General features: G+C 56.5%; 24 protein-coding genes. 14 read left to right on the top strand and 10 right to left on the bottom strand.

Features of this window, described 5'->3' with window-relative positions:
- Positions 1–45 precede the first annotated feature (45 nt).
- Genes ROG8370_RS01330 through ROG8370_RS01305 form a run of 6 tightly spaced genes read left to right on the top strand, consistent with a single transcriptional unit; the run spans position 46 to position 4,812 of the window.
- Positions 46–555 carry a hypothetical protein gene (locus tag ROG8370_RS01330; RefSeq protein WP_306372356.1) on the top strand — a complete coding sequence of 170 codons (510 nt, stop codon included), beginning with the start codon at positions 46–48 and terminating at the stop codon, positions 553–555.
- The gene (locus ROG8370_RS01325; protein ID WP_085825299.1) at positions 552–1,409 is read left to right on the top strand and encodes an alpha/beta fold hydrolase; all 858 of its coding nucleotides are present in this window, start codon (positions 552–554) and stop codon (positions 1,407–1,409) included. Before ROG8370_RS01330 ends, ROG8370_RS01325 begins: the two co-directional genes overlap by 4 nt.
- Positions 1,410–1,453: 44 nt before the next feature.
- On the top strand, positions 1,454–2,290 hold the full coding sequence (locus ROG8370_RS01320; protein WP_085825298.1) for a 3-oxoadipate:acetyl-CoA acetyltransferase: 837 nt from the start codon (positions 1,454–1,456) through the stop codon (positions 2,288–2,290).
- Complete coding sequence (locus ROG8370_RS01315) at positions 2,287–2,991, top strand: CoA transferase subunit A (RefSeq protein WP_085825297.1); 705 nt, start codon at positions 2,287–2,289, stop codon at positions 2,989–2,991. Before ROG8370_RS01320 ends, ROG8370_RS01315 begins: the two co-directional genes overlap by 4 nt.
- Positions 2,991–3,617 (top strand): 3-oxoacid CoA-transferase subunit B, encoded by a 627-nt coding sequence (locus tag ROG8370_RS01310; RefSeq protein ID WP_085825447.1) that lies wholly within the window; start codon positions 2,991–2,993, stop codon positions 3,615–3,617. The genes ROG8370_RS01315 and ROG8370_RS01310 overlap by 1 nt, the downstream gene beginning before the upstream one ends.
- A 52-nt stretch (positions 3,618–3,669) precedes the next feature.
- The gene (locus tag ROG8370_RS01305; RefSeq protein ID WP_306372358.1) at positions 3,670–4,812 is read left to right on the top strand and encodes a benzoate/H(+) symporter BenE family transporter; all 1,143 of its coding nucleotides are present in this window, start codon (positions 3,670–3,672) and stop codon (positions 4,810–4,812) included.
- 24 nt (positions 4,813–4,836) lie between these two features.
- Here the strand turns inward: ROG8370_RS01305 and ROG8370_RS01300 are convergent, their stop codons facing one another.
- The 9 genes from ROG8370_RS01300 to ROG8370_RS01260 all read right to left on the bottom strand — a co-directional run bounded on the left by ROG8370_RS01300 (position 4,837) and on the right by ROG8370_RS01260 (position 11,812).
- Positions 4,837–5,319, bottom strand: a complete 483-nt coding sequence (locus ROG8370_RS01300; RefSeq protein WP_085825295.1) for an enoyl-CoA hydratase-related protein — start codon at positions 5,317–5,319, stop codon at positions 4,837–4,839.
- A gap of 52 nt (positions 5,320–5,371) precedes the next feature.
- Entirely contained in the window at positions 5,372–6,217 is an 846-nt protein-coding gene (locus tag ROG8370_RS01295; protein WP_170925152.1) for a replication-relaxation family protein, read from the bottom strand.
- Between the two features lie 19 nt (positions 6,218–6,236).
- Positions 6,237–8,312 (bottom strand): type IV secretory system conjugative DNA transfer family protein, encoded by a 2,076-nt coding sequence (locus ROG8370_RS01290; protein WP_212580038.1) that lies wholly within the window; start codon positions 8,310–8,312, stop codon positions 6,237–6,239.
- Entirely contained in the window at positions 8,312–8,671 is a 360-nt protein-coding gene (locus ROG8370_RS01285) for a hypothetical protein (RefSeq protein ID WP_085825293.1), read from the bottom strand. The genes ROG8370_RS01290 and ROG8370_RS01285 overlap by 1 nt, the downstream gene beginning before the upstream one ends.
- Before the next feature lie 193 nt (positions 8,672–8,864).
- A complete protein-coding gene (locus tag ROG8370_RS01280; RefSeq protein WP_085825292.1) occupies positions 8,865–9,692 on the bottom strand; it encodes a hypothetical protein in 828 nt (275 codons plus the stop codon).
- 88 nt (positions 9,693–9,780) lie between these two features.
- The gene (locus ROG8370_RS01275; RefSeq protein WP_085825291.1) at positions 9,781–10,257 is read right to left on the bottom strand and encodes a hypothetical protein; all 477 of its coding nucleotides are present in this window, start codon (positions 10,255–10,257) and stop codon (positions 9,781–9,783) included.
- A 1-nt stretch (position 10,258) separates the two neighbouring features.
- Positions 10,259–10,609 carry a helix-turn-helix transcriptional regulator gene (locus ROG8370_RS01270; protein WP_085825290.1) on the bottom strand — a complete coding sequence of 117 codons (351 nt, stop codon included), beginning with the start codon at positions 10,607–10,609 and terminating at the stop codon, positions 10,259–10,261.
- A gap of 385 nt (positions 10,610–10,994) precedes the next feature.
- Positions 10,995–11,279 carry a hypothetical protein gene (locus ROG8370_RS01265; RefSeq protein ID WP_085825289.1) on the bottom strand — a complete coding sequence of 95 codons (285 nt, stop codon included), beginning with the start codon at positions 11,277–11,279 and terminating at the stop codon, positions 10,995–10,997.
- A gap of 2 nt (positions 11,280–11,281) precedes the next feature.
- Positions 11,282–11,812: a DUF3768 domain-containing protein gene (locus ROG8370_RS01260; protein ID WP_085825288.1), complete on the bottom strand. Its 531-nt coding sequence runs from the start codon at positions 11,810–11,812 to the stop codon at positions 11,282–11,284.
- Between the two features lie 142 nt (positions 11,813–11,954).
- Between ROG8370_RS01260 and ROG8370_RS01255 the strand changes: the two genes are divergently transcribed.
- From ROG8370_RS01255 to ROG8370_RS20010, 4 genes are all read left to right on the top strand, one after another.
- A complete protein-coding gene (locus ROG8370_RS01255) occupies positions 11,955–13,175 on the top strand; it encodes a type IV secretory system conjugative DNA transfer family protein (RefSeq protein WP_245827137.1) in 1,221 nt (406 codons plus the stop codon).
- 183 nt (positions 13,176–13,358) lie between these two features.
- Positions 13,359–14,795: a recombinase family protein gene (locus tag ROG8370_RS01250; RefSeq protein ID WP_085825286.1), complete on the top strand. Its 1,437-nt coding sequence runs from the start codon at positions 13,359–13,361 to the stop codon at positions 14,793–14,795.
- A gap of 136 nt (positions 14,796–14,931) precedes the next feature.
- A complete protein-coding gene (locus ROG8370_RS01245) occupies positions 14,932–15,975 on the top strand; it encodes an IS110 family RNA-guided transposase (RefSeq protein ID WP_085825285.1) in 1,044 nt (347 codons plus the stop codon).
- Between the two features lie 669 nt (positions 15,976–16,644).
- Positions 16,645–16,848, top strand: coding sequence for a hypothetical protein (locus ROG8370_RS20010; protein ID WP_139838014.1), 204 nt, complete (start codon positions 16,645–16,647; stop codon positions 16,846–16,848).
- Between the two features lie 518 nt (positions 16,849–17,366).
- Here the strand turns inward: ROG8370_RS20010 and ROG8370_RS01230 are convergent.
- Positions 17,367–17,774 carry a c-type cytochrome gene (locus tag ROG8370_RS01230; RefSeq protein ID WP_245827136.1) on the bottom strand — a complete coding sequence of 136 codons (408 nt, stop codon included), beginning with the start codon at positions 17,772–17,774 and terminating at the stop codon, positions 17,367–17,369.
- A 753-nt stretch (positions 17,775–18,527) separates the two neighbouring features.
- Between ROG8370_RS01230 and ROG8370_RS01225 the strand changes: the two genes are divergently transcribed.
- The 4 genes from ROG8370_RS01225 to ROG8370_RS01210 all read left to right on the top strand — a co-directional run bounded on the left by ROG8370_RS01225 (position 18,528) and on the right by ROG8370_RS01210 (position 21,292).
- Positions 18,528–19,166 carry a DUF1326 domain-containing protein gene (locus ROG8370_RS01225; RefSeq protein ID WP_085825281.1) on the top strand — a complete coding sequence of 213 codons (639 nt, stop codon included), beginning with the start codon at positions 18,528–18,530 and terminating at the stop codon, positions 19,164–19,166.
- A gap of 47 nt (positions 19,167–19,213) precedes the next feature.
- Positions 19,214–19,996 carry a DUF2182 domain-containing protein gene (locus ROG8370_RS01220; protein ID WP_245827135.1) on the top strand — a complete coding sequence of 261 codons (783 nt, stop codon included), beginning with the start codon at positions 19,214–19,216 and terminating at the stop codon, positions 19,994–19,996.
- A 25-nt stretch (positions 19,997–20,021) separates the two neighbouring features.
- Complete coding sequence (locus tag ROG8370_RS01215; RefSeq protein ID WP_085825279.1) at positions 20,022–20,657, top strand: DUF1326 domain-containing protein; 636 nt, start codon at positions 20,022–20,024, stop codon at positions 20,655–20,657.
- A gap of 113 nt (positions 20,658–20,770) precedes the next feature.
- Positions 20,771–21,292: an IS30 family transposase gene (locus ROG8370_RS01210; protein ID WP_370738320.1), complete on the top strand. Its 522-nt coding sequence runs from the start codon at positions 20,771–20,773 to the stop codon at positions 21,290–21,292.
- Positions 21,293–21,475 lie beyond the last annotated feature (183 nt).

Raw genomic sequence — 21,475 nt, 5'->3', positions numbered from 1 at the left:
AATGCCGCTTGCGGTATCGGGTGATACCCAGTCATTTGCTGCAGGGTGTTCCATCCCGACGGTGAAACATGGCGCTTCAGTTTCAGAGTATCACCCCATACCCGTATCGGCATGGTAAGAACGCCCCTCGACGTGGCACCAACGGCGCATCAAGTTTCTTTGAAGGAGATCCAGGTGATCGAGATATTCCAGAACATTCAGTCGCAACTGAACGGCACGCCACATCTTTTGCGTTTGGGCCGCCTCTTCTCTGAAACCGTCCTGATCGAGATCTGCGGCGAAGAAATCTACCTTGGTTTCGACAAGGGCAGACTTATTGAAGTGACTCCCGGACCAAGCCGCAAAACGCCCTGGCGCTTTGCCTTTCGCACCGACGCGGAGGCCTTGCAGAAATTCTGGCAACCCATTCCCGAGGCTGGATTCCATGACATTTTCGGCCTTGTCAAAATCGGTCGCGGTCGGATCGACGGCGATATTCTGTGCTTGGTCAAGAACCTGCGGTTCTTCAAGGACGTCATGGCGCTTGCGCGCCCGTCAAAGGAGTTGGCAGCATGAGCATTGAACCCATCACTGGACGTTACCTTACCATCACGGTCGAGGGCGCACCGCGTCGCATCTATTTTGAAGAGGCCGGGCAGGGGCGACCTGTCATCTGCCTTCACACGGCGGGCGCGGATACCCGCCAATGGCGCCATCTAATGAACGACGCCGACATCACCGCCACGAACCGCCTGATTGCTTTTGACATGCCCTGGCACGGCAAGTCGCTGCCGCCGGAAGGGTTCGAGACGCAGGAATATCTGCTGACGACTCAAGCCTATATCGAAACCATATTGGCCGTGGTCGACGGGCTTGGTCTTGATCGCCCTGTCCTTGCGGGCTGTTCGATGGGCGGGCGTATCGCCCTTCAGCTTGCCGCGCTTCACCCGGATAAATTCAGCGGTTTCATCGCGATCGAGGCCTCGGACTTTCAGGCGGCATGGTATGACATCGACTGGTTCGACCGCCCCGACGCCCATGGTGGCGAGATGGGCGCGGCCCTGGTCTCGGCCAATATCTCGCCCTTCGCGCCCCGGGCCGAGCGTGAGAACACGCTTTGGATGTTCAAGCAGTCCGGCCCCGGTGTGTTTCGCGGCGACCTAAGCTTTTATACTCGCGACGAGAGCCTGATTGCACGCCTGGGACAGATTGATACGGAAAAGACGCCCGTGCATATCATCGTGGGGGCCTATGATCTGACCTGTACGCCGGAGGATGCCAAGCGCACCGCCGATGCGATTCCGGGCGCGACACTCGCGGTTATGGACGAGCTCGGGCATTTCCCGATGAGCGAGCACCCCGAAGGGTTCCGCCCGTTCTTTGCCGACGCGCTTTGCAAAATGCCGGTCCACGCGGTCAAGGCGGCTTGATCGCCGCTGAATTTGCCTACTCTACTGGAGCCTTAAGAAAAGCCATGACCAACCCCTGCATCATCTGCGTTGCCATCACCGGATCATTACCGACAAAGTACAACAATCCGGCGGTACCGATCACACTTTCGGAACAGATCGAAAGCACTCATGAGGCTTTCGAGGCCGGTGCGGCAATTGCCCATTGCCATGTCCGCGACGAGGCGGGCAAGCCGACTTCCGACCCCGAGCGTTTTGCAAGGCTCAAGGAAGGGCTGGAGCATCATTGCCCTGGTATGATCGTACAATTGTCGACCGGGGGGCGATCCGGCGCAGGGCGCGAGCGTGGTGGGATGCTGCCGTTGTCACCGGATATGGCCTCTTTGTCGGTTGGTTCTAACAACTTCCCCACGCGGGTCTATGAGAATAGCCCTGACCTCGTCGACTGGCTCGCGTCCGAGATGATCGAACATGATGTGAAACCCGAAATCGAGGCATTTGATCTTGGCCATATTGTTCAGGCCACGCGGATGGCGGCCGACGGTAGGCTGAAAGGTCCGCTTTACGTGCAATTCGTCATGGGGGTGAAGAATTCCATGCCCGCGGATGAACCGATTTTCGAATTCTACATCGAGACACTCAAACGTCTTGCGCCGGATGCGCAATGGTGTGCGGCGGGCATTGGTCCGACACAACTGACGATAAACGAATGGTCGATTGCCAAGGGCGGCCACACCCGCACGGGTCTTGAGGATAATGTGCGACTGGATCGTGAGCGGCTCGCCCCTTCAAACGCAGCATTGGTCAAACGCGCGGTGGATCTGTGCGAGAAATACGAGCGTCCCGTTGCCACATGGCGACAGGCGCGCGACATACTTGGGCTACGAAAGGTCGCGGCATGAACAAGGTTTTTCCGAACGCAGGGGCAGCGCTGGATGGGCTGCTATTCGATGGTATGACGATCGCGGCGGGCGGGTTTGGTCTTTGCGGCATCCCGGAACTTCTGTTGCAGGCGATCAAGGAGGCCGGGACCAAGGACCTGACCTTTGCCAGCAACAACGCGGGCGTGGATGATTTCGGCATCGGCATCCTGCTGCAGACCAAGCAGGTCAAGAAAATGCTAAGCTCTTACGTGGGCGAGAACGCCGAATTCATGCGCCAGTACCTGAGCGGCGAGCTTGAGCTGGAGTTCAACCCGCAGGGCACCCTGGCAGAGCGCATGCGCGCCGGTGGCTGTGGCATTCCCGGCTTTTACACCAAAACCGGTGTCGGCACGGTGATCGCCGAGGGCAAGGAACACAAGGATTTCAACGGCGAGACCTATATTCTCGAAGAGGGCATCTTTGCCGACCTTTCGATCGTCAAGGCCTGGAAGGCCGATGCCACCGGCAACCTGGTGTTCCGCAAGACCGCGCGCAACTTCAACCCGCCCGCCGCGATGTGCGGTAAGGTCTGTGTTGTCGAGGTCGAAGAAATCGTGCCGACCGGGTCAATCGACCCCGATCACATTCACCTGCCGGGCATCTATGTGCACCGGATCATTCAGGGCGAGCACGAGAAACGCATCGAAAAAGTCACAACCCGCCAGAAGGGAGCCGCATGATGCCTTGGGATCGCGATCAAATGGCCGCCCGCGCGGCGCAAGAACTTGAAGATGGCACCTATGTCAATCTCGGCATCGGCATCCCGACGCTGGTGTCCAACTATATCCCCGAGGGGGTCGAGGTTACGCTTCAGTCGGAAAACGGCATGCTTGGCATGGGCCCGTTTCCCTATGAGGGCGAGGAAGACCCCGACCTTATCAACGCAGGCAAGCAGACGATCACCGAATTGCCGCAGACCGCCTATTTCGATTCCGCGCTTTCCTTCGGCATGATCCGGGGCGGCAAGATCGCCATGGCGATCCTTGGCGCGATGGAAGTGGCCGAGAACGGCGACCTGGCGAACTGGATGATCCCTGGCAAGCTTGTCAAAGGCATGGGCGGCGCGATGGATCTCGTGGCAGGCGTCGGCCGTGTGGTGGTGGTCATGGATCACACCAGCAAACATGGTGAGTCAAAAATCCTCAAGGCCTGCACCCTGCCCCTGACCGGGACCGGGGTCGTTGACCGGATCATCACCAACCTGGGCGTGCTGGACGTCACCCACAAGGGCCTGCACATTCAGGAACTGGCACCGGGCGTCACCCGCGAAGAAATGATCGCCGCCACCGAGGCGACAATTGTCTGAGGTCACTGAAGTCCGGAGGGTCTTTTGGCGGGACATCTCCGCGACGGCCGCAGTGGCGGGGTTTCTGGCCGTGCTTGTGTCCTATGCTGGACCACTTTTGATCTACCTTCAGGCCGCCCAGGCCATGGATATGCCCACGGCGGTGTTTTCGTCTTGGGTCTTCGCCATCTCAATCGCCGCCGGTCTTTCTAGCATCACGCTGAGCGCGTGGTTCAGAGCCCCAATTGCGATGGCTTGGTCGGCGCCAGGAACCGTTTTGCTCATATCCATCGGGACAAGCCTCCCGCTTGGAGAAGTCGTGGGCGCCTATCTTCTGGTCGCAACGACTCTTCTCTTGCTTGGTCTCTCTGGATGGTTCGAGCGACTAATTGGCTTTCTGCCACCTGCCGTAACCAACGGCATGATGGCAGGCATCCTCTTTGGCTTTGGCCTAAAGGCGGCCCGCAGTCTGGCCACCGATCCATTCATCTTTGCAACCCTTCTGACAGCCTTCGTTGTTCTAAGCGTGATTATTCCGCGATACGCGCTCCTGTGCCTTGTCGGGCTGTCCATGATCTTGAGCGCGACGGTCTATGACACACCGATTGGGCATGTCGACCTCTCGTTGGCCGCGCCCGGAACGGTTTTGCCAGAGTTTTCGATGGCCGCCATCCTTGGCCTGGCCTTGCCGTTGTTCATCACAACGCTTAGCGGACAGTTTCTTCCGGGCATGGCGATCCTGCGCTCGCATGGCTATGCCACATCGGCGCGCCCTATCCTTATTGTCGCAGGTGCCGCATCGCTTGTCGGAGCTTTCTTTGGCGGCGTGACGACCGCACTGGCCTCTATTACGGCGGCCTTTTGTGCTGGACCCGAGTGTCACGAGAATCCATCGCGCCGCTATATTGCGGGCGTCGCGTGTGGCGTCTTCTTCTGTCTTGGGGGCATCTTTTCAGGCACGATTGTCAACGTCCTGGTGCTGCTTCCTTCAGCAATGATCTCGCTTTTGGCAGGGCTCGCCCTGTTGAGCGCGATTCAGAAGAGCCTTTCGGACTTGATGGCCTCAGAGGATGCTCAGATCGGTTTGCTGACCTTTCTCGTTACAACATCCGGCGTAACCTTGGGGGGAATCGGCACGGCGTTTTGGGGCGTTGTTGTTGGCCTGATCGCTTTACATTTGACGCGTTTCATTCGACAGGCCTTTATGGGTGAATGATGGCGCGGTCTGATCCGGTGCTGGTTAGCGATCAAGGAAGTTTGGGGGCCTCTTTTCTTTGAATGCAGTCATGCCTTCCCGGCAATATTCGATTGCAAAAGTCGCATAAAGCAAACGTCGTTCAAGGTGGATACCTTCGGCGAGGTGGGCCTCATAGGCCTTGTTGACGGCTTCTTTCGCCATCATGACAATGGGCTGCGAGTTACGCGCGATCCGCTCTGCCATCTCTACTGCGGTGTCCACATGCGCGCCATCCGCCATGACACGCGCGACCAGCCCCGCCGCGCGAGCCTCTTCGACGCTCATCGCGTGACCAGTCAGGACCATGTCCATTGCTAGCGCCTTGCCGACGACACGGGTCAGACGCTGTGTGCCACCGGCGCCGGGAATGATCCCGATCGTTGTTTCGGGCAGGGCGAAGCACGCACATTCCGCCGCCACGATGATGTAGCTCATCATAGCCAGTTCACAGCTTCCGCCAACCGCATGCCCCGAGAGACCGTACATATCTACATTTGCATGCCGTCGCTCCCTGCCCTTACTTCCAAATGCTTTTGCCTCATACGATGAAGAATCGTCCGTCCTCCGCTCCGCTCCAGCTAGCTTTGGAGATGTTCATCATGTCGTCCCACTTCGGCACTAAGTTCGAGGTCACCGACGTGAATGTCGCGGGGTGTTCGGGACCGAGCAGGGTCACGAAAGCTTTTCTGCGGGTCTCGGCTGCAAAGAGCCAAAGCACAAACAGTGGTGATTTTAGGCCGTAGTGCTTGCTGTGCAGTCGCTGTGCTTTGATTTCGCGATACTGCTCCAAGGACGCGAGCAGGGACTTTCGAGCTGAGGCAGAGCGCACTGGCTCGGTACCTCGGTCTACTTCAACCGCGAAGGCTCGATAGCCATCTGGGTATTTGATCGCGAAGAGTTGATCTGGGATCAGTTTGTAGCTGTCGACCGGAATGGCCAGTGGGGCATTCTTAAGCGCCAGTATGCTGGCGGCGGGAATGTACTCAAGACCGGCTCGGGTTCCTTGAATCTCAATGGCGCTGGTAAGCGTGGAAACCCAGTATACGTGCCACCAGTGACCGGTTGGACGGCAATAGCGTTCAAGGTCTTTTTCACAGGACAGCACGTCCCACCCAAGCGGTGTCAAGTCATAGACATAAGGATTGAAATCAGCTTTGGCGATCTGGCGTTGCTGCGGGGGCAGTCGCAGGTACCCTGCCTCCCGTAAAGCCCGCAATCGTCGCAGGCTGGTGTCGCGGCAGCGGTGCGTGTCGCGGGTCAGCTCATAGAGGAACTCCGAGGATTGCGGCCCGTGCCGATCAATATGGGCAAACCAGCGTAGCTCGCGCGCGGTGGGATGGCTGTCCGGTCGAGATGCTTTCGGGGATTTCAGATGCTGTGCCATGGACCCAGCATGGCGTGGCTTAGAGCTCGGGAGAAGGTGCAAGAGGGTCATCATCGTCTTTTTTCGGCGGAATGATTTTGGCGTCTTCGGATTGTGGTTCGCTATGGTCAGCCTTGGGTTGCCATGGTTCCGCGTAAGTGTCGCGGCTGTGTTGCAGGATAGCCGCACGCTCTTCTTTTGTGGTGCGGGGCAGGTTCTCTAATTCAAAAAACGGAAAGGCGATTGGCACGGCCTTGTCAGTCAATCCACGCAGGTAGGTGGCGAAGGTGCCCTTGGGCTGTTGCTGGACCATCTCAGGCGTGGCGTGCATCTGGCTGGCCAGCGCTCGTGCATCACGAGCAGAGACACCACCGGCCAGCTTGATCGAGGTATTGGCCTCAAAGGCCTCTTGAAGCCCGTTAGAGAGCTGGCCGAGGTATTGATGCGCCATCACCATGCCAACGCGGTATTTGCGCGCCTGAGACAGGATTACACCAATATTGGCGTCGAAGTAATCCTGTGCTTCATCGATATAGATCATCGCGGGCAGGCGGTCCTGTTGGCGCAACACCGCACGTTCCTGCGCCGCCTGCGCGATCAGGGCCACAAAGAAACGGCCAAAGATCTCGGTACCCTGTTCCTTAAGCAGGGATTTCGAGGTGTTGATCAGGATCAGCTTGCCTGCATTCAGCTCCGTGAACATGTCGAACTTGGATTGCGGGTTCGCAAACATGCGCTCGAAGGTCTGGTTTTCCAGCACGCCGTAAAGGCGACGCAGGACTTGGGTCTTGGTGGCGGCAAATTCCTTGCTCTCGAACTCTGTCTCAAAAAAGCGACGCGGCGTGCCTTCGAGCTTTTCGATGTGTTCGCGGTATTTTTCGGTCCCGCCAGGCTCCATCAGATCGCGCAGGGTGTGGATGGTGGCGTCCGGTATGTGGAACATCAGCCGGGTCACGTAGCGGAAGACGACGCTTTGCTTGGCGGTCATCCCGGCTGACAACAGTGACCCCAGAACGAAGTCATAGAGCTCGATGATGGAGTTGGTCAGCCGTTCTTTCTCCAGGGGCGAATAGCCGTCCAATCGTTCCTGCCCGATGGAGAAGAGGTTAAGACTAACCGGATAGGCGATGTCCTCAGGGTTGATCAGCACGATCTGGTCTGGCTCAAGGGCCTTGGCGCGGAGAATATTGCCAATCAGATCGCCCTGGCTGTCGATCACCACCACGGATTTGTCACCGGCGGCGACTGCTGGCAAATCCTTGGCGATCAGATACTGCAGGGTCTGGGTTTTGCCATGGCCGCTGCCCGCAACGATATGCATGTGCTCGAACCTGAGCTCTGCCGGGATCTCGAATGGGGTGCGCAGCATGAAGAGATCGGCCAACCTGGTACCTGCCAGATAGGTGTCTATGGCATCGTCACCTTTGTAGTCGCGGGGAAAAAGCGGGGTGGCGCGATGGGTGCCGCGCAGGTTCGCATCTAGCTGTTGCCGCAGGGCTTTAAAATGGTTGTATCCGTTGTCGGCAAAAAAGGGCGAGATCACCTGATCGATGGTTGGCCCCAGCGGCGTCAGGAACTGCGCCACGGAAACCAGCACATCGCCTTGCATCGGCGGGGCTGCCCGCGCAATGGGCGCGAGTGCTTCTGAGATCACACCCAAAGCCGACACCAGCATGTTCCGATCGTTGCGCGCCTGCCCCTGCTTGGCCAGCAGGTCGCGATACCGTCCGCCTTCGACCGTGTTACAAAGCGTCGGCGGTGGTGGGATGTCGGGGCTCAACCCTTCGTCTGCATAGAGCGCCTGCCCCACCTCTAGTAGCTGCACGCGCAGCGGCTCCGGTGTGGTCGCAGGCCAGCGGTCCGAGAGTGCCTGGTCGATCTCAGCCTCGCTCAACCAAACCTGTCCACTCTGGGCATGATGATAGAGGCGCATCGTCTCTTCATGGGCCAGACGCTCAGCGCGCGCCGGGCTTTCGTGCCAGAGACGGAACCCGACATAAGCGGCTATCCCGATCAGGAACAACGGTGTGATGATCACCGCAGCCAGGAGCAAGCCGGTTACAATAATGGCGGCCCCAACCAGGCTGCCGAAGAGATCGCCGAACTCGCGCCCCATTAAATCTCAACCACGAAGTCTTCGGCCTCCTCGGCGTTGTCGCTGATCCAGAGCTTGAGTTGCTGCAGCGTGTCGAGCAGCATCTCTTCGTAGCGTTTTGATGCTGATGGGGTGGCGCATAAAAACCGGTCTGTCTTACCATTCACAATATCACCCACATTCAGTGCAAACTTGCTATCGCGGTCATCTACCTTGGCCGTCGCGGGACGCCGATCCAGCAACTTGGTCTGCATCAGTTTACGTTGGCGAATGATCTGGATCTCTTCATGGGTAAAGAGCACGGTGAGTGATACCTCGTAAAACGTGGTCTTGAAGAGCAGCCCGCGCCGGACGGTTTCATGTTTGATTGAGATACGCATTGAAGGCTGCTTTTTAGGGTTGGGCCTGTCAGACCGGATAAGGGAGTATCACGCACGGGAGGGTGGGGTTATTCAGCTGTAAAACAGATGAAGTCGCGCAGTGGTTTCTTGCAAATTATGCTGCCATGTTCAGCCATGTGCCACGCTGGTACCCACACATGACCCCCATAGGGGTTGGGGGTCTGTATGGGGGTCAGGCATCAGGCAATTTGACGTTTGGATTGACTCCCAGTTGCGCCACGTATCGTCTGGCAGCGGCTTCTGATGAAAAGGTTGTGGAGCCGTAGGAAAACACGCCGTCCTTTTCCTCGATTTGCTTCGAAACGTAGGGCTCTTTCTTTGGCTCAGGTTTCTTTGAGGCCACGACAGCTTTTGGTTCAGATGCCTTCGAGTGCGCTACGGCCTTTTTCGGTTCCGGTTGTTTGTTTGTCTGCACAGCGATTGGTTCTGGCTCGAATTGAGGCAAGCTCAGCTCAATGGGAGGCTCTGGCAGTGCTGGTTTTGGATCTTCTTTGACAGCTACTGGCTCTGGCTTTTCCAGTTTCGGTTGAGCGGGCGTTGCATCTGCGGGAGGCTCTTTCTTCGGCTCGGATTTGGCTTTGCTGGCATATGAAATTTCTGAACTGTCGCTCGCAGGATCTTTAGCTTTCGTCTTTGAACGGGGCTGGTTTGACGCGACCAAAGAGGCATACGATGCGGCTGTTTTCTTGCCCTGATCGAGAACCTCACGCGACACTTCCAGCTGTTGCCTGGCCACCTCCAGTGACTGCTGGCCGTATTCAGCGCTATCGACGCTCGCGCGGCCCATCTGAACCAAAGCTAATCCATAAAAGCCCAGCATGGCCAAAATGAAACCAGGCGCTGCACCCAGCAGCGCGCTCATGCCGTTGGCGCCACGCCCAAAACCGGTACCTGCAATAGTGCCGCCTGAGAATGCCAGGATCGCGCCAATTACAATAACTGCCCAACTGCAAAGCCCCAGAAAGCTGAATAAGCCACGCGCCGCTTCATATGATCTCATATCAATATCTCCTCAAAACAATAGGAGTGAGGCTGCAAGCTGACGCTAACGCGAGTCAATTGTTTTCTCTGATATCGCGAACCGAGGGCTATCCCATCGCCTGCGCCATCAGCAGATTTTGGTCTTCATCCTCAAACAGCGTCACGGCCAAAGCGATGGCCTCAAAGAGTACCGTATTGCGCGGCTCCTTGCTGTGGTGCAGTTGCCGTGGTTGCGGCAGGTAATCGGCGACTTGCGGAAAGATCTTGGCAAGCGCCTCAGCTTCTTCGTACTTGTTTTTATGTTTGCGCAGGCGCGGCACGGCAATGCAGATCAGGTCATTCTGTTTGCCGGTGCGCGCTATGGCAGAGATTACTTTTTTGGTGTTCTTGCTTTTGGTCAGGGCGGGGGTCACCTTTTGGGATACGAGCACATCCGGAGCAAACCGCGTGATCAGGTCCTGAGTGACAGCAACTGCGTTCAGCGGTTTTTCACCGGCTTTGGTGGAAATCGTCCAGTACACCAGATCCCAGTTCTCAAAATAGGCGTATCCGACGCGCCGGTTGGCGGCGGCAACCGCCAGCACTTTAAGCCCAGTCATGAATCGCAAGATCAGCTTCTAAACGTCGCGCCAGCCGCTGCAAGTTCGCTTCGCGGTTGGCATGTTTTGTCGTCGGCTGCGTCAGCGGCTGCAGGTTTTGCAGCCGTTTCAAAAGCCGCTGTCGCCGTCTGCGCAGCTTGTCGGCAAAGAAGCTTTCAAAGCTTCTGCCATAAACCAGCGACAGGGCCAGGATGTCCTGAAGCGAGGGTTCGGAATTGCCGCGTTCAAAACGCGAAATGGTGACGCGGCTGATATCCAGAAGATGTGCCACGTCAGATTGTGTGTACCCGGATTTGATACGTGCCAGATACACATCAAGAGCAAATTGTGTGGTCATAGAACGAGAAAAACAAATTAACTTTTAAGCCTCATTGAGATGATATCACTTTCCCAAAAAGCGTACAGGACCGCTGATGTCACTCTGGAGGCTGGTCCGCCGCTGGCGCTTCCTGGCCGGACTGGGCGTCAGCCCAATCTCGCAGCATTCTGTTTGTGCCAGGATGATCTGCCGAACCGGCGGACCAGCCCTACCAGTTGGTACGCGTGGCGGCGTCGTTTTCTTTCACGCGCGCTGTGACGACCTGAACAATCGCCCCTTTTGGGTGGGGGCGATGTCAGGTCACGGCGTATGAGGTGCTAGATCATATTTCGTTGTGCTTTTGAACAGGGATGAGAAAACGCCACCCTGCCTGTAGCAGGATGGCGTGTGTTTGATTGGAGGCTCAGAAGAGGTTGAGCTGCTTGCTGTCTTCGAGGTGGCGCGCCCAGCTCGGATCCCGCGCGACTTCATCCAGCCAGGCCAGAATGTACCTGCGGACATCATCTTCGTCTGTGACCGCGTCACCCGGCACGAAGTGCGAGCGATAGCCGGTTTCCGTGACTGGTAACCGTTCTGCGCAGTGCAGCTCGATGTGACAGTGATCGGTGTTCAGCCAGTTGGCCTGATATCTGACCTCGATGTCACGCTCGCACCAGACCAAGTCAAAACTGTCATAACCGTCACCCATGGCTAGTATTCACTGGCCAGCATGATGGTCAGAACGCGATGTGTCACAGCTTCATTGGCCGGATTTTCCGAACCCATTGTCAGGGTCGGATCGTAGCAGTCGATCTTCCAGAAGACCTTCTCGCCCTCAATCTCGACAGCACCAAAATCATGCTCGCCCCAGGGATCGTTGCCTTCTGAGAAGTCATCAAAAGTGCGAACTGCATTGACGGCGGCGACAATGAAGGCGCCGCCTTTCTCCTGCAGGCCCGAGGTTATCATCACGGACCCCTTGCCCTGACCAGAGGTGCGGAAGCGATCATTCAGCTCCTGCACTTTCTGGCTTGGAACCGTCTCTGCACGCCGCCAAACGAATGTGGTGTCGGCTTCGCATTGATGGCAGAACTCCTGGTCGAGCACCGTCTCGAGTTCCCACAGACCTGCCTCGGAATTCCAGCCCGCCCAGGCGTCTTTTGTCACGCGCGTCGATCCACAGGTCCGGCAATGTGGGACAGACCCGACATCGCCTGCGACATCTTCTTGCAAAGTACCCATCGCTGGTTCTCCTTCCGTATGGGTGGCCGCCCGGGATTATCCCGGACGCACCCTGCGGAAGGCGAACGAAAGAACGAACCTGCCTCTATTATGCCGGTCGTGCGAAGACAGGGCCAGGACCCCTCGTGTTCTTTGGAGTGCCATGCGCGGGCCTGGTGCTACTGTCCGGGTCTGGCAAGCTGAGGGTATGCGAACCGCGAACCTTATCGCCCAGGTGACCCTTGGCACGGCCTATCACCATTACACGCCATATGCTTTTGGGCAGACGTTGCCGGATCGGTTGCTGCATACCTATGTGATCGGCCAGACTGGCACTGGCAAATCCACCCTCATTGAAAACCTCGCGCGACAGGATATCGACCGGGGGCAGGGGTTCTGCCTGATTGACCCACACGGCGAGCTGGCCGAAACGCTTTCTGATCACCCAGATGTCCTGAACTGGCGTGTGGCTGATCCGGAGTCTCGGCTCGGATACAACCCCCTGCTGGGCGTCAGCGCCAGCCGCCGTCATCTGGTCACCTCCGGGCTGATTGAGGCGCTCAGAAAGCAATGGGCGGATGCCTGGGGTCCGCGCATGGAGCATTTGCTGCGCTACGCGGTTCTGGCCCTGCTGGAGCAGCCACAGGCCGATCTGCGCGACATCATGCGGTTGTTTCTGGAAAGCGATTTCCGACGTCAGGCCGTCACCCGGATCATTGATCCGCAGGTGCACGCCTTCTGGAGCCGGGAATACCCGGCAATGAACTACCGCACCTCTGCGGATGGGGTAGCCCCACTGGCCAACAAGTTGGGCGCTCTTCTCTCAAACCCGGTGGCGCGCAAAACACTTTGTGAACCCGAACAGCCGCTGTGGTTCCGCAAGCTGATGGATACGCAGCAGCACCTCGTCATAAATCTCAGCAAGGGCCAGCTGGGCGCGGATACGGCCAATGTGATGGGCGGTCTTCTTCTTGCAAGTATCGTCAACGCGGCGTTCTCGAGAGCGGATACCGAGGCCGCCAGGCGCAGGCCCTTCATTCTCTACGTCGACGAGTTCCACCACTTTAGCACTGCCGTCTTTGCCGATGCGCTGTCGGAATGTCGGAAATACGGGTTAGGTGTGGTTCTGGCGCAGCAATATACCACACAGACCGACAGGGACGTTCTGGAGGCGATCTTCGGCAATGTCGGCACCATCCTGGCCCTGCGCGTCGGCGCGCTTGATGCACCTATGATTGCGCAGCAGCTCCTCGCTGTGTCGCCCGAACAGCTGATCATGCAACCAAACCACCGCGCCTTTGTGCAGATGATCGTGCAGGGCCAAAAGCAGATGCCGTTCTCTGCCGACCTCCATCCGTCTCGTCGGATACATCGGCGGTCCTAGTTGTGTAATTCCTGCCTGGTATTCTTGATGGATGACCAATGAGGAAAGATTACAAGCGCATTTTGAACTTTGTGAACGGGTATATCTCCGGCTCTTGGCTGAGGGTGCTTGGCCGTTTGAGATACCCGAAGATTCGTCTGAATCCGACTCCTGTGATAGAGTCCAATCCATAGATCCTCCATTATGAAACCCTGTTTTGGCTACATCCGAGTAAGTACCCTGCGCCAGGGGGAGGGAGTCTCGCTTCAGGAGCAGAAAGACGCGATTATAGCCTGTGCGGCCCTGCGAAACCTGCAGATCATTGAATGGTTTGAAGAACTGGAAACAGCAGCCAAGTCGGGGCGACCGATATTCAACCGGATGATCGCACGGTTGCGCAAAGGGCATGCGCAAGGGTTCGTGGTCCATAAGATTGACCGCTCCGCCCGCAACCTTAAAGACTGGGCGTTGGTGTCTGAACTACCCGACGAGGGCATCGACGTCCACATCGCGACCGAAAGTCTCGACTTCAACACGCGGGGTGGCCGCATGACAGCAGACTTTCTTGCTGTGATTGCGGCTGATTTTATCCGCAACCAACGTGAAGAAACCAAAAAAGGGCTCAATGGGCGTCTCAAGCAGGGCCTTTATCCCTTCAGAGCGCCTTTGGGGTATTTGGACATGGGGCGAGGAGAGCCCAAGGCGCCTTGCCCGATCAAAGCGCCGCTGATCAAGGAACTGTATCAGCTTTATCTCTCCGGTCAGCACTCGCTTCGCAGCCTGCATACGGAAATGCAGCTACGGGGATTGACGGGATATAGCGGAAAGCCCGTGAGCTTGCATGGCATCGAAAAGATCCTCAGCAACACGTTTTATCATGGCCTCATCACCATCGCGCGCACGGGTGAAACCTATGAGGGGATTCACGAACCAATGGTATCTAAAACGGCCTTCCGTCAGGCGCAAAAGATCAAATCACGCCGCTGTGGGCCCAAAGTGACACGACATAGCCACCGGTTCATGGGACTGTTCCGATGCGGGCTTTGTCAGGGGCCAATGGTGCCGGAGCGGCAAAAGGTCGTGCATGTGTACTATCGGTGCACACTGAAAAGCTGCCCGATGAAAACTATCCGTGAAGATCGGCTGGAGGATGCAATTGTGAACCGGCTGGCGGAGATTCAGCTGAACAAAGACACTGTGGCTGAGCAGAAAAAGCGCTGGAAATCCGGTCGGGTTCAAGAAGAGCTTGTGCAGAAACGTCGTTCTCTTGCCTCCAGAATTGAGGTTGAAGAAACCCGGCTGGCGCGGGCAGCAGACCTGTTGATCGAAGGGGCTTTGGATCGCCAAACCTATAATGACAAGAAACGCGACGCGGAATTTGCTTTGGGCAGGTTGCGCGAAGATCTCGACAATCTACCCGATCCAAAAGCCATGAATTCCGCCCGTGATGCGTATATCCGCAAGATGTCCCGACTGTCATCTCTCTATAAGGCTGCCAACTTGTTCGAGCGCCGCCAATTGATTGAGAATACATTTGAGACGCGCCTGATCAGGCCGGAAGGCGTGGATCTCGAGCTCCGCGCCTGGACCGACCATCAAACATCCGTGCCGCAGGTTAATCGTGAGCGGGTAGTCAACTAGGGTCAGCACCCCGTGAATTTCCAGACCGATGAATTTGGCGATAGCGGACATGGCGTATCTGCGGCGAATCCAGCTTTTGAGGTTTCAAACATCGCTATTGTGGATGGTGTAACCTTGAAGCCAGAGGAGAACGACCATGAAACGCTACGTTGGAATTGATGTCGCCCAAGAGCAATGTGCCCTTTGCATTGTGGATGATGCAGGCGCGATCTTGTTCGAGGGGACCTGTGCGACGGACCCTGATGAAATTGTGCGCACCATCGCTACTATTGCCGATGATGTTGAAAAGATCGTGCACGAAACCGGCCCACTGTCGATTTGGTTAACGCGGGAGCTGGTCAAACGGGGGGCACCGGTGGTCTGTATTGATGCCCGTGCTGCTCACAAAGTGCTCTCCGCGCGCATGAATAAGTCTGATAAATCGGACGCTGTCGGGTTGGCACAATTGGCGCGCACGGGTTGGTATGGCGCGGTGCACATCAAGAGCGAGTCGAGCGATCAGTTACGCCTACTGCTTGCGGCACGAGAGCGGTTGATCCGTATCCGGATGGATATCGAAGGACAAGTGCGCGGTCTTTTGAAGGCCTATGGGATCCGGCTTGGGCCGGTAAATGCGGGCTACAGCCGAAAGAGCTTCCGCGATCAGCTTGGCCTGGCCATCAAGGGAGATCAAAGTTTGCAGATGATCTTCGCCTCATTGATCGCCGTGCATGAGACTGTCTGCATTGAGGCCACAGCGATCGATGCAAAGGTCCAGCAGCTTGCCAAAGACAACACTCTTGCACGGAGGCTGACCAGCATCCCTGGAGTCGGTCCAATCGTTAGCCTCAACTTCATCGCGACAATCGACGATGTGACGCGGTTTCGTAAAGCAACGGATGTTGGCGCTTACTTGGGCCTGACCCCACGACGATATCAATCCGGTGAAACAGATTGGTCGGGACGTATCTCTAAACGCGGTGACGGGGGCATGCGCAAACTGCTTTATGAAGCGGCCAACATCCTGATCCAACGTGTAGCGCGCTTCTCGCCGCTCAAAGCATGGGCCATGCGGCTTGTCGCACGAAGGGGTTTGAAGAAGGCTATCGTTGCTACGGCCCGAAAACTGGCTGTCATCATGACTCGCATCTGGCGCGACAGGACAACCTTCGCCTGGACCAAGGAGGAGCTACCTGCATGAGATAGCCAACAAACGAATACGCCCGTCCAGGTGTAACGACGTCCCATCGGGACGGTGGCCGGATGACCTCGCCGTCGAATGTCGATGCGCCTGAACTCAGGCGACCTCGCAGCGGACCTTTTTGAGGCACCAGTCCCCGACGCCATTATGAGGCGGCACCGCCGACCTCGGAGAGAACCATGAGCCCGATGAGACTGAAATACGCCCTTGAAATTAAGGCCGCAGATAGAGAACCTTCAGTCAAGTTTCTGCGAATGACGGCTTCGAGCCCGAAGCGGAAGCTCGCTGCGAGATGCGCGAACGGCGGCTTGGTTCTTGGGCCGGATTTGCGAATTTCCGGAAACACATTATAGTGATCGGATGGGCAAAAAGTTACATGACCTTCTCGAGCAAGATAGTCCAACCGACTTGCTTCGGATCGAACGAGCATTGCGATCCCAAGATGAGTTATCCGCCGATCAAGTAGCCGTTTTGGAGGCTTTGGTTTGGCAACGCTGCACGAGCGGAGCCGCCGGGTTACTTGGATGTGTTCTCCACCAAGATTGCGCAAAACGGATCGATGATCTGCCAGACCAGCTTGCACGCATAGGGGCTACAGATGCAGCCGAGGCAACAAGGGCGCTTCGGGATGCAATCCCCCTAGATGACGAGCAGATAAGGTATGGTTTGATGGACTGGATAGATACGCACCCCGACATCTACAACAAGGCCCGCGAGTTGGATGACGGTCTGAACGAGGTCGATCAGACCATCTGGGACTTCATGAAAGACGCTGCATCCGACATCCCCGATCTTGAGATACCAACGCGGATGAACTCCGTCGTGTCGTCAGTAGCCGGGCTATTTCGGTCTAGCGGTGGAAACTCCGTTTAGGCCTGCAGAATCGAATACCGGCAGAACCGAATGAATGTCGATGGCGGATTGACGATCGCCTCGACGTTGCGTTGGCCACCTTGATCTGCCAAGGTGGCGTCCTTTCTTTTCTTGATCTCGACTGATTTTCGAATGCTTCGCTCTTGCGTCCGGATTTCCAAGGTATTCTGATGGGCATTGCAGCGCTCGAAGCGGTCGATCGTTGCGAACCCGACCAAGGTCAGGTTGGGCCGTTCGTGTTGAAAAAGCCGGTGTGCTGCAAAGAAGACGTAAATCTGCAGAACACCCTTCCGCGAAAGCTCCGTCGAGCAAACAAAGTTTGCCCAAAGGTGACATGAAGGAACGCTGTTCCAAAATTTTGAGGCGAATTTCAGATTGCAGAGTTTTTCAACGAAATTTGATTAAAGCTGCTGTTGATACCTTGCCCGGTTGAGCTCAAAAGCCAAGTAGGGGCGCGCAGACGGTCAGCTTTTAGGCATGTGTGCCGCCGAAATCGATGCTGTCACCTGATGTTTCGCTCAATGCCGTTCAGTTTGAACGCTTTTTATATAGGCGATCAGGTCAGCGAGATGCTGCGTTACCATCATAGGTTGACCGCTGGGCAGTTTGATCGCAACTGACTGCGCGGTCTCCAAATACGGTCCAAAAATAGGCATATCACCGTGGTTGGCAACGATTAGTCTGCCGTCGATTTGCTTGGCAACCGCTTCGGCCGGAAATTCCCCGTCATTTCGTTCCGCAAGCGTCGTCAGTTCTGGTGGATCAATAGCCAGCATTTCTGCCATTGGCCCAATGCTCTCGGCATCTTTTCCATGACATTCCGCGCAAAAATATAAGAAGAGGTCCTGTCCATTCTGTACGTCGATGTTTTGGGCAGAGGCTGCCCCTGACAAGGTTATTGCTGCCAAAATCATTCTAAGCTGCACGAGTCCTCTCCCTTCATGCATTATGCTAAACTATTTCTGAACCAGCCTCCAACTCCAAACTTGATCGTGTTCGCAAAGCAGACGTTGAAGTGATTGGAGGTAAGGGCAGCTTGGTCCGGCAGAGCCGTCATTTGAGCGGATTTGCCGAACGTCCGCTATCAGAACAAGCAGTCATCGCCGTTGCCTCCGATTCACAGGCTCCGAACCCAGCCCATCTCTCGCGCTTCTTTGCCCAGAAACGAAGCCAACCGGCGAATGGTTTCCATCTGTCGGGTCCGCAGTCCCTGGCGATAGTTAGGATGCGCTTTGCCGGACGGCGCTCCACCGCCAGCGCCATGCATGCGACAGACGCACCAGCCTCGAACGGCGGGAGCCTTGCAACGCCCTCCGGTCCTCTTTGACGTTGCGCTGCATCTAGGCGCATCTCTGAGCCTTTGGGCGGGGTCTATGGGATTACCGTCACTTTTCATGCTCAGCCCTCCCCCCGGTGGCTTAAATCGCCCACAGGCGTCCGCAAAGCACGCCAAAGAGGTCATCTGACAGAAAAACTCAGATGTCGCCTTCGAGCCCGATGCAGACACATATCTGACGCCAGTCTTCGCCGATTTCGGCTTTGATGACACGGGGCCAGTTTTCTGGTATAAGTCGCGATATGGTGAGGCTATAGAACAAACAAAGTTAACGATCTCCAAACCTTCGGGCAAAACACATCGCTGCCAACTTTAGTGGCAGTTACTCCAAGGGGACGGAAACATGATTGATTGGGAGATAAGGGGCGAAGAGCTCGCGAACTGTAATTGTAACTTCGGATGCCCATGCCAGTTCGGCGTCTTGCCGACGGATGGCACTTGCGAAGCCGCAGTTGTCTACAAAATTCACAAGGGGCATTATGGCAATACGTCACTTGACGGTTTGACGGCGGCGGGCGTCTACAAGTGGCCTGGCCCGATTCACGAGGGCAACGGTCACATGCAGCTCATTATTGACTCAAATGCGGATGCAGACCAGCGCGCAGCGCTTCAGGCGATCATGACCGGGGCTGACACGGAAGAAATGGCCACCATGTGGTTTGTCTTTGGTGCGATGAGTCCTAACAGACATGACACGATCTACGCACCAGTTTCATTGGAAATGAAGATTGAGGATCGCGTTGGCAAGGGAGTTGCCGAAGGCGTTTTCGAAATCAACGCGGAGCCAATACCTAACATCGTCACAGGGGAGCCACACCGCATCGGCATCAGGTTGCCTCACGGATTCGAGTTCGGGTTTGCCGAAATGGCCAAGGGCCAAACCAAAACCTCGGGTGGCGATCTGGACCTGAACAAAAACACTGGCACCCACGCTCATATGGCAAGCTTGCACCTAACTGGCCAAGGCCGCGTCGCCGCATAATGGTCTGACCTGTGATGCAAGGTTCGATAGGGCCCGTCGAAAGGGTAATGGCGCGCGACACATTGGTGGTGACTGTTGCTGTTTTAACGATCGTGCTGTTGGCCGGTCTTTACACAGTTAACGGCGTCGGCATGAACATGTCGGCGCTGGACATGACGAGGATGGCGGGCCCGATCGGCGACCCCATGGCAATGGGTGAAGCGCAGACCTGGGCATTTGGCTACGCGCTCCTCGTCTTTCTGATGTGGTGGGTAATGATGATCGCTATGATGACGCCAAGTGCCGCACCAACGCTTTTGCTCTACACTGCACTGAAACGGCACAGTTCGGAACGCGCGTCGGCGACGAAACTCAGCCTGATCTTCCTTGCCGGCTATCTTCTAATTTGGGGTGGCTTCAGCCTGCTGGCGACAGGGGCGCATTGGGGAACGGAAAAACTTGGTCTGGTTGATGGGCCGATGATGGTTCTCGCGTCACGGCCCACCGCGGGCGTAGTGCTGATCTCAGCGGGTCTCTTTCAATTTTCAGCGCTAAAGACGGCGTGTCTGAAACAATGCAGTTCGCCCGCAGCCTTTCTGACACGTCATCGCAGGAAAGGCAGCGGAGGCGCGCTTCTGATGGGGATGCATCACGGCGCTTTCTGCTTTGGCTGTTGCTGGGCGTTGATGGCGCTGCTCTTTGTCGGCGGCATCATGAACCTTTACTGGATTGTTGGCCTTGCTCTGTACGTGCTGGCCGAAAAAATCATTCCTAAACCGCGCTTCTTCTCGAGACTAACAGGAGCCCTCCTGATTGGCTGGGGAATTTGGTGCATTTTTACATCTGTGTAACTGCGACAAAAAGAAAGGATGACTCATGGCTTACAAGGATTGGTATGTCGAAGGACCGGCATTCGGGAACTGCAATTGCGGCTATTCATGCCCTTGCCAGTTCGAGGAGGACCCAACCCATGGCAACTGCCGCGGATTTGAGGTGATGGAGATCACCAAGGGGCACTTTGAGGACTTTGAACTCACGGGTTTGAAAGTCGCTGTGCTTTATGCGTGGCCCGGGCCAATCTACGAGGGTAAGGGCGAGATGCAGTTGATCATTGATCCTGCGGCATCGCCCGCTCAGCGTGCAGCTCTTGAGACGGTTCTCACCGGCGGCGAGACCGATGAGGAGGCAACACATTGGTGGGTATTCCGCGCCATGTGTCCGACGCTGCATGACACCGTTTTTGAGTCCATCGACTTCACCTCAGACATGGAAGCGCGTACGGCATCGGTGAAAATCGGCGATGTGCTGGCATCTTCTGGGCGCCCAATCAAGCCGCCACATAGCGATGGTGAGCATCGTGTTCGCATCGACATGCCCAACGGTATCGAATTTTCAGTTGCCGAAGTGGGCAACGCATCGACCAAAGGCACTACGGCCATCGCGCTTGATTTGAAGGATAGCTACGGTCAGTGGCATTTCATGAAGCACGGGCCGCACGGCGTCGTTCATTAGCGCTGATGTTGCCGTTCGGCAGTTGATGTTTTCCACACGCAGTGACTGGCTGTCTCACCTGCTGAAAAGCGTCTGCTTCGTCCGCATCTGAGACATCCGAGGCGTGCGCAGCGATCGACCGGTTTTCCGCACTGCGGTCATTGGTGCGTCGACCCGTTGAAACCGCCGCCGTGCCCGGACATTGGGAGGGAGACCTGATCGCAGGCTCCGGCAACAGCTTCATTGCTACTCTCGTCGAGCGGCGCACGCGGTTTGTGATGCTGGCAAAGGTTGGCAATAAAGACAGCCACAGTGTCATCCAGGCGTTGATCAAACAATCCCGCAAGTTACCCAAGGAGCTGTATCGTTCTCTGACATGGGATCGCGGAACAGAGATGGCCGGACATAAGACGTTCACCATGGCGACGGATATTGATGTCTTTTTGTGTGAACCTCACAGCCCATGGCAACGCGGCACCAACGAAAATACTAACCGCCTGCTGCGACAGTACTTCCCAAAGGGCACGGATTTGTCGATACATAGTCAAGCAAAGCTCAGCGCCGTCGCAAGGCAGCTCAACGAACGACCCCGAAAAACGCTCAACTACGAAACACCCGCCGAGCGTTTCAATGCCTGTGTTGCAGCGACCCTTTGAGACCGCCCCGCAACTCGGTCATTCGTGCAATCCGCAGCGAGCGGCGGTTCTGAGCCGATTCTGTGGAAAAACAACGTGTTGCTGTTGCAGAAAGTGTGGTTCTGAACAGAGCGCGAGCGCCTTTTCTATCAGGCTTTGCGCGTTTGCTGCGGTGCAGGAAGGATCTTGGCCAGTTTGCGGAGG

It is taken from the genome of Roseovarius gaetbuli (assembly GCF_900172365.1).
GTDB classification, from domain to species: Bacteria; Pseudomonadota; Alphaproteobacteria; order Rhodobacterales; family Rhodobacteraceae; genus Roseovarius; species Roseovarius gaetbuli.
The sequence above is the reverse complement of the archived record's forward strand: the minus strand, read 5'-3'. Positions and strand labels throughout refer to the sequence as shown.

Coding starts and splice junctions, on each gene's coding strand:
- ROG8370_RS01215 (WP_085825279.1), top strand. CDS start 20,022: ATGGCTTACAAGGATTGGTATGTCGAAGGACCGGCATTCGGGAACTGC.
- ROG8370_RS01250 (WP_085825286.1), top strand. CDS start 13,359: ATGAAACCCTGTTTTGGCTACATCCGAGTAAGTACCCTGCGCCAGGGG.
- ROG8370_RS01300 (WP_085825295.1), bottom strand. CDS start 5,319: ATGTACGGTCTCTCGGGGCATGCGGTTGGCGGAAGCTGTGAACTGGCT.
- ROG8370_RS01295 (WP_170925152.1), bottom strand. CDS start 6,217: ATGGCACAGCATCTGAAATCCCCGAAAGCATCTCGACCGGACAGCCAT.
- ROG8370_RS01310 (WP_085825447.1), top strand. CDS start 2,991: ATGCCTTGGGATCGCGATCAAATGGCCGCCCGCGCGGCGCAAGAACTT.
- ROG8370_RS01265 (WP_085825289.1), bottom strand. CDS start 11,279: ATGGGTGACGGTTATGACAGTTTTGACTTGGTCTGGTGCGAGCGTGAC.
- ROG8370_RS01325 (WP_085825299.1), top strand. CDS start 552: ATGAGCATTGAACCCATCACTGGACGTTACCTTACCATCACGGTCGAG.
- ROG8370_RS01320 (WP_085825298.1), top strand. CDS start 1,454: ATGACCAACCCCTGCATCATCTGCGTTGCCATCACCGGATCATTACCG.
- ROG8370_RS01255 (WP_245827137.1), top strand. CDS start 11,955: ATGCGCGGGCCTGGTGCTACTGTCCGGGTCTGGCAAGCTGAGGGTATG.
- ROG8370_RS01285 (WP_085825293.1), bottom strand. CDS start 8,671: ATGCGTATCTCAATCAAACATGAAACCGTCCGGCGCGGGCTGCTCTTC.
- ROG8370_RS01270 (WP_085825290.1), bottom strand. CDS start 10,609: ATGACCACACAATTTGCTCTTGATGTGTATCTGGCACGTATCAAATCC.
- ROG8370_RS20010 (WP_139838014.1), top strand. CDS start 16,645: ATGGACTGGATAGATACGCACCCCGACATCTACAACAAGGCCCGCGAG.
- ROG8370_RS01225 (WP_085825281.1), top strand. CDS start 18,528: ATGATTGATTGGGAGATAAGGGGCGAAGAGCTCGCGAACTGTAATTGT.
- ROG8370_RS01260 (WP_085825288.1), bottom strand. CDS start 11,812: ATGGGTACTTTGCAAGAAGATGTCGCAGGCGATGTCGGGTCTGTCCCA.
- ROG8370_RS01220 (WP_245827135.1), top strand. CDS start 19,214: ATGGCGCGCGACACATTGGTGGTGACTGTTGCTGTTTTAACGATCGTG.
- ROG8370_RS01315 (WP_085825297.1), top strand. CDS start 2,287: ATGAACAAGGTTTTTCCGAACGCAGGGGCAGCGCTGGATGGGCTGCTA.
- ROG8370_RS01245 (WP_085825285.1), top strand. CDS start 14,932: ATGAAACGCTACGTTGGAATTGATGTCGCCCAAGAGCAATGTGCCCTT.
- ROG8370_RS01290 (WP_212580038.1), bottom strand. CDS start 8,312: ATGGGGCGCGAGTTCGGCGATCTCTTCGGCAGCCTGGTTGGGGCCGCC.
- ROG8370_RS01280 (WP_085825292.1), bottom strand. CDS start 9,692: ATGAGATCATATGAAGCGGCGCGTGGCTTATTCAGCTTTCTGGGGCTT.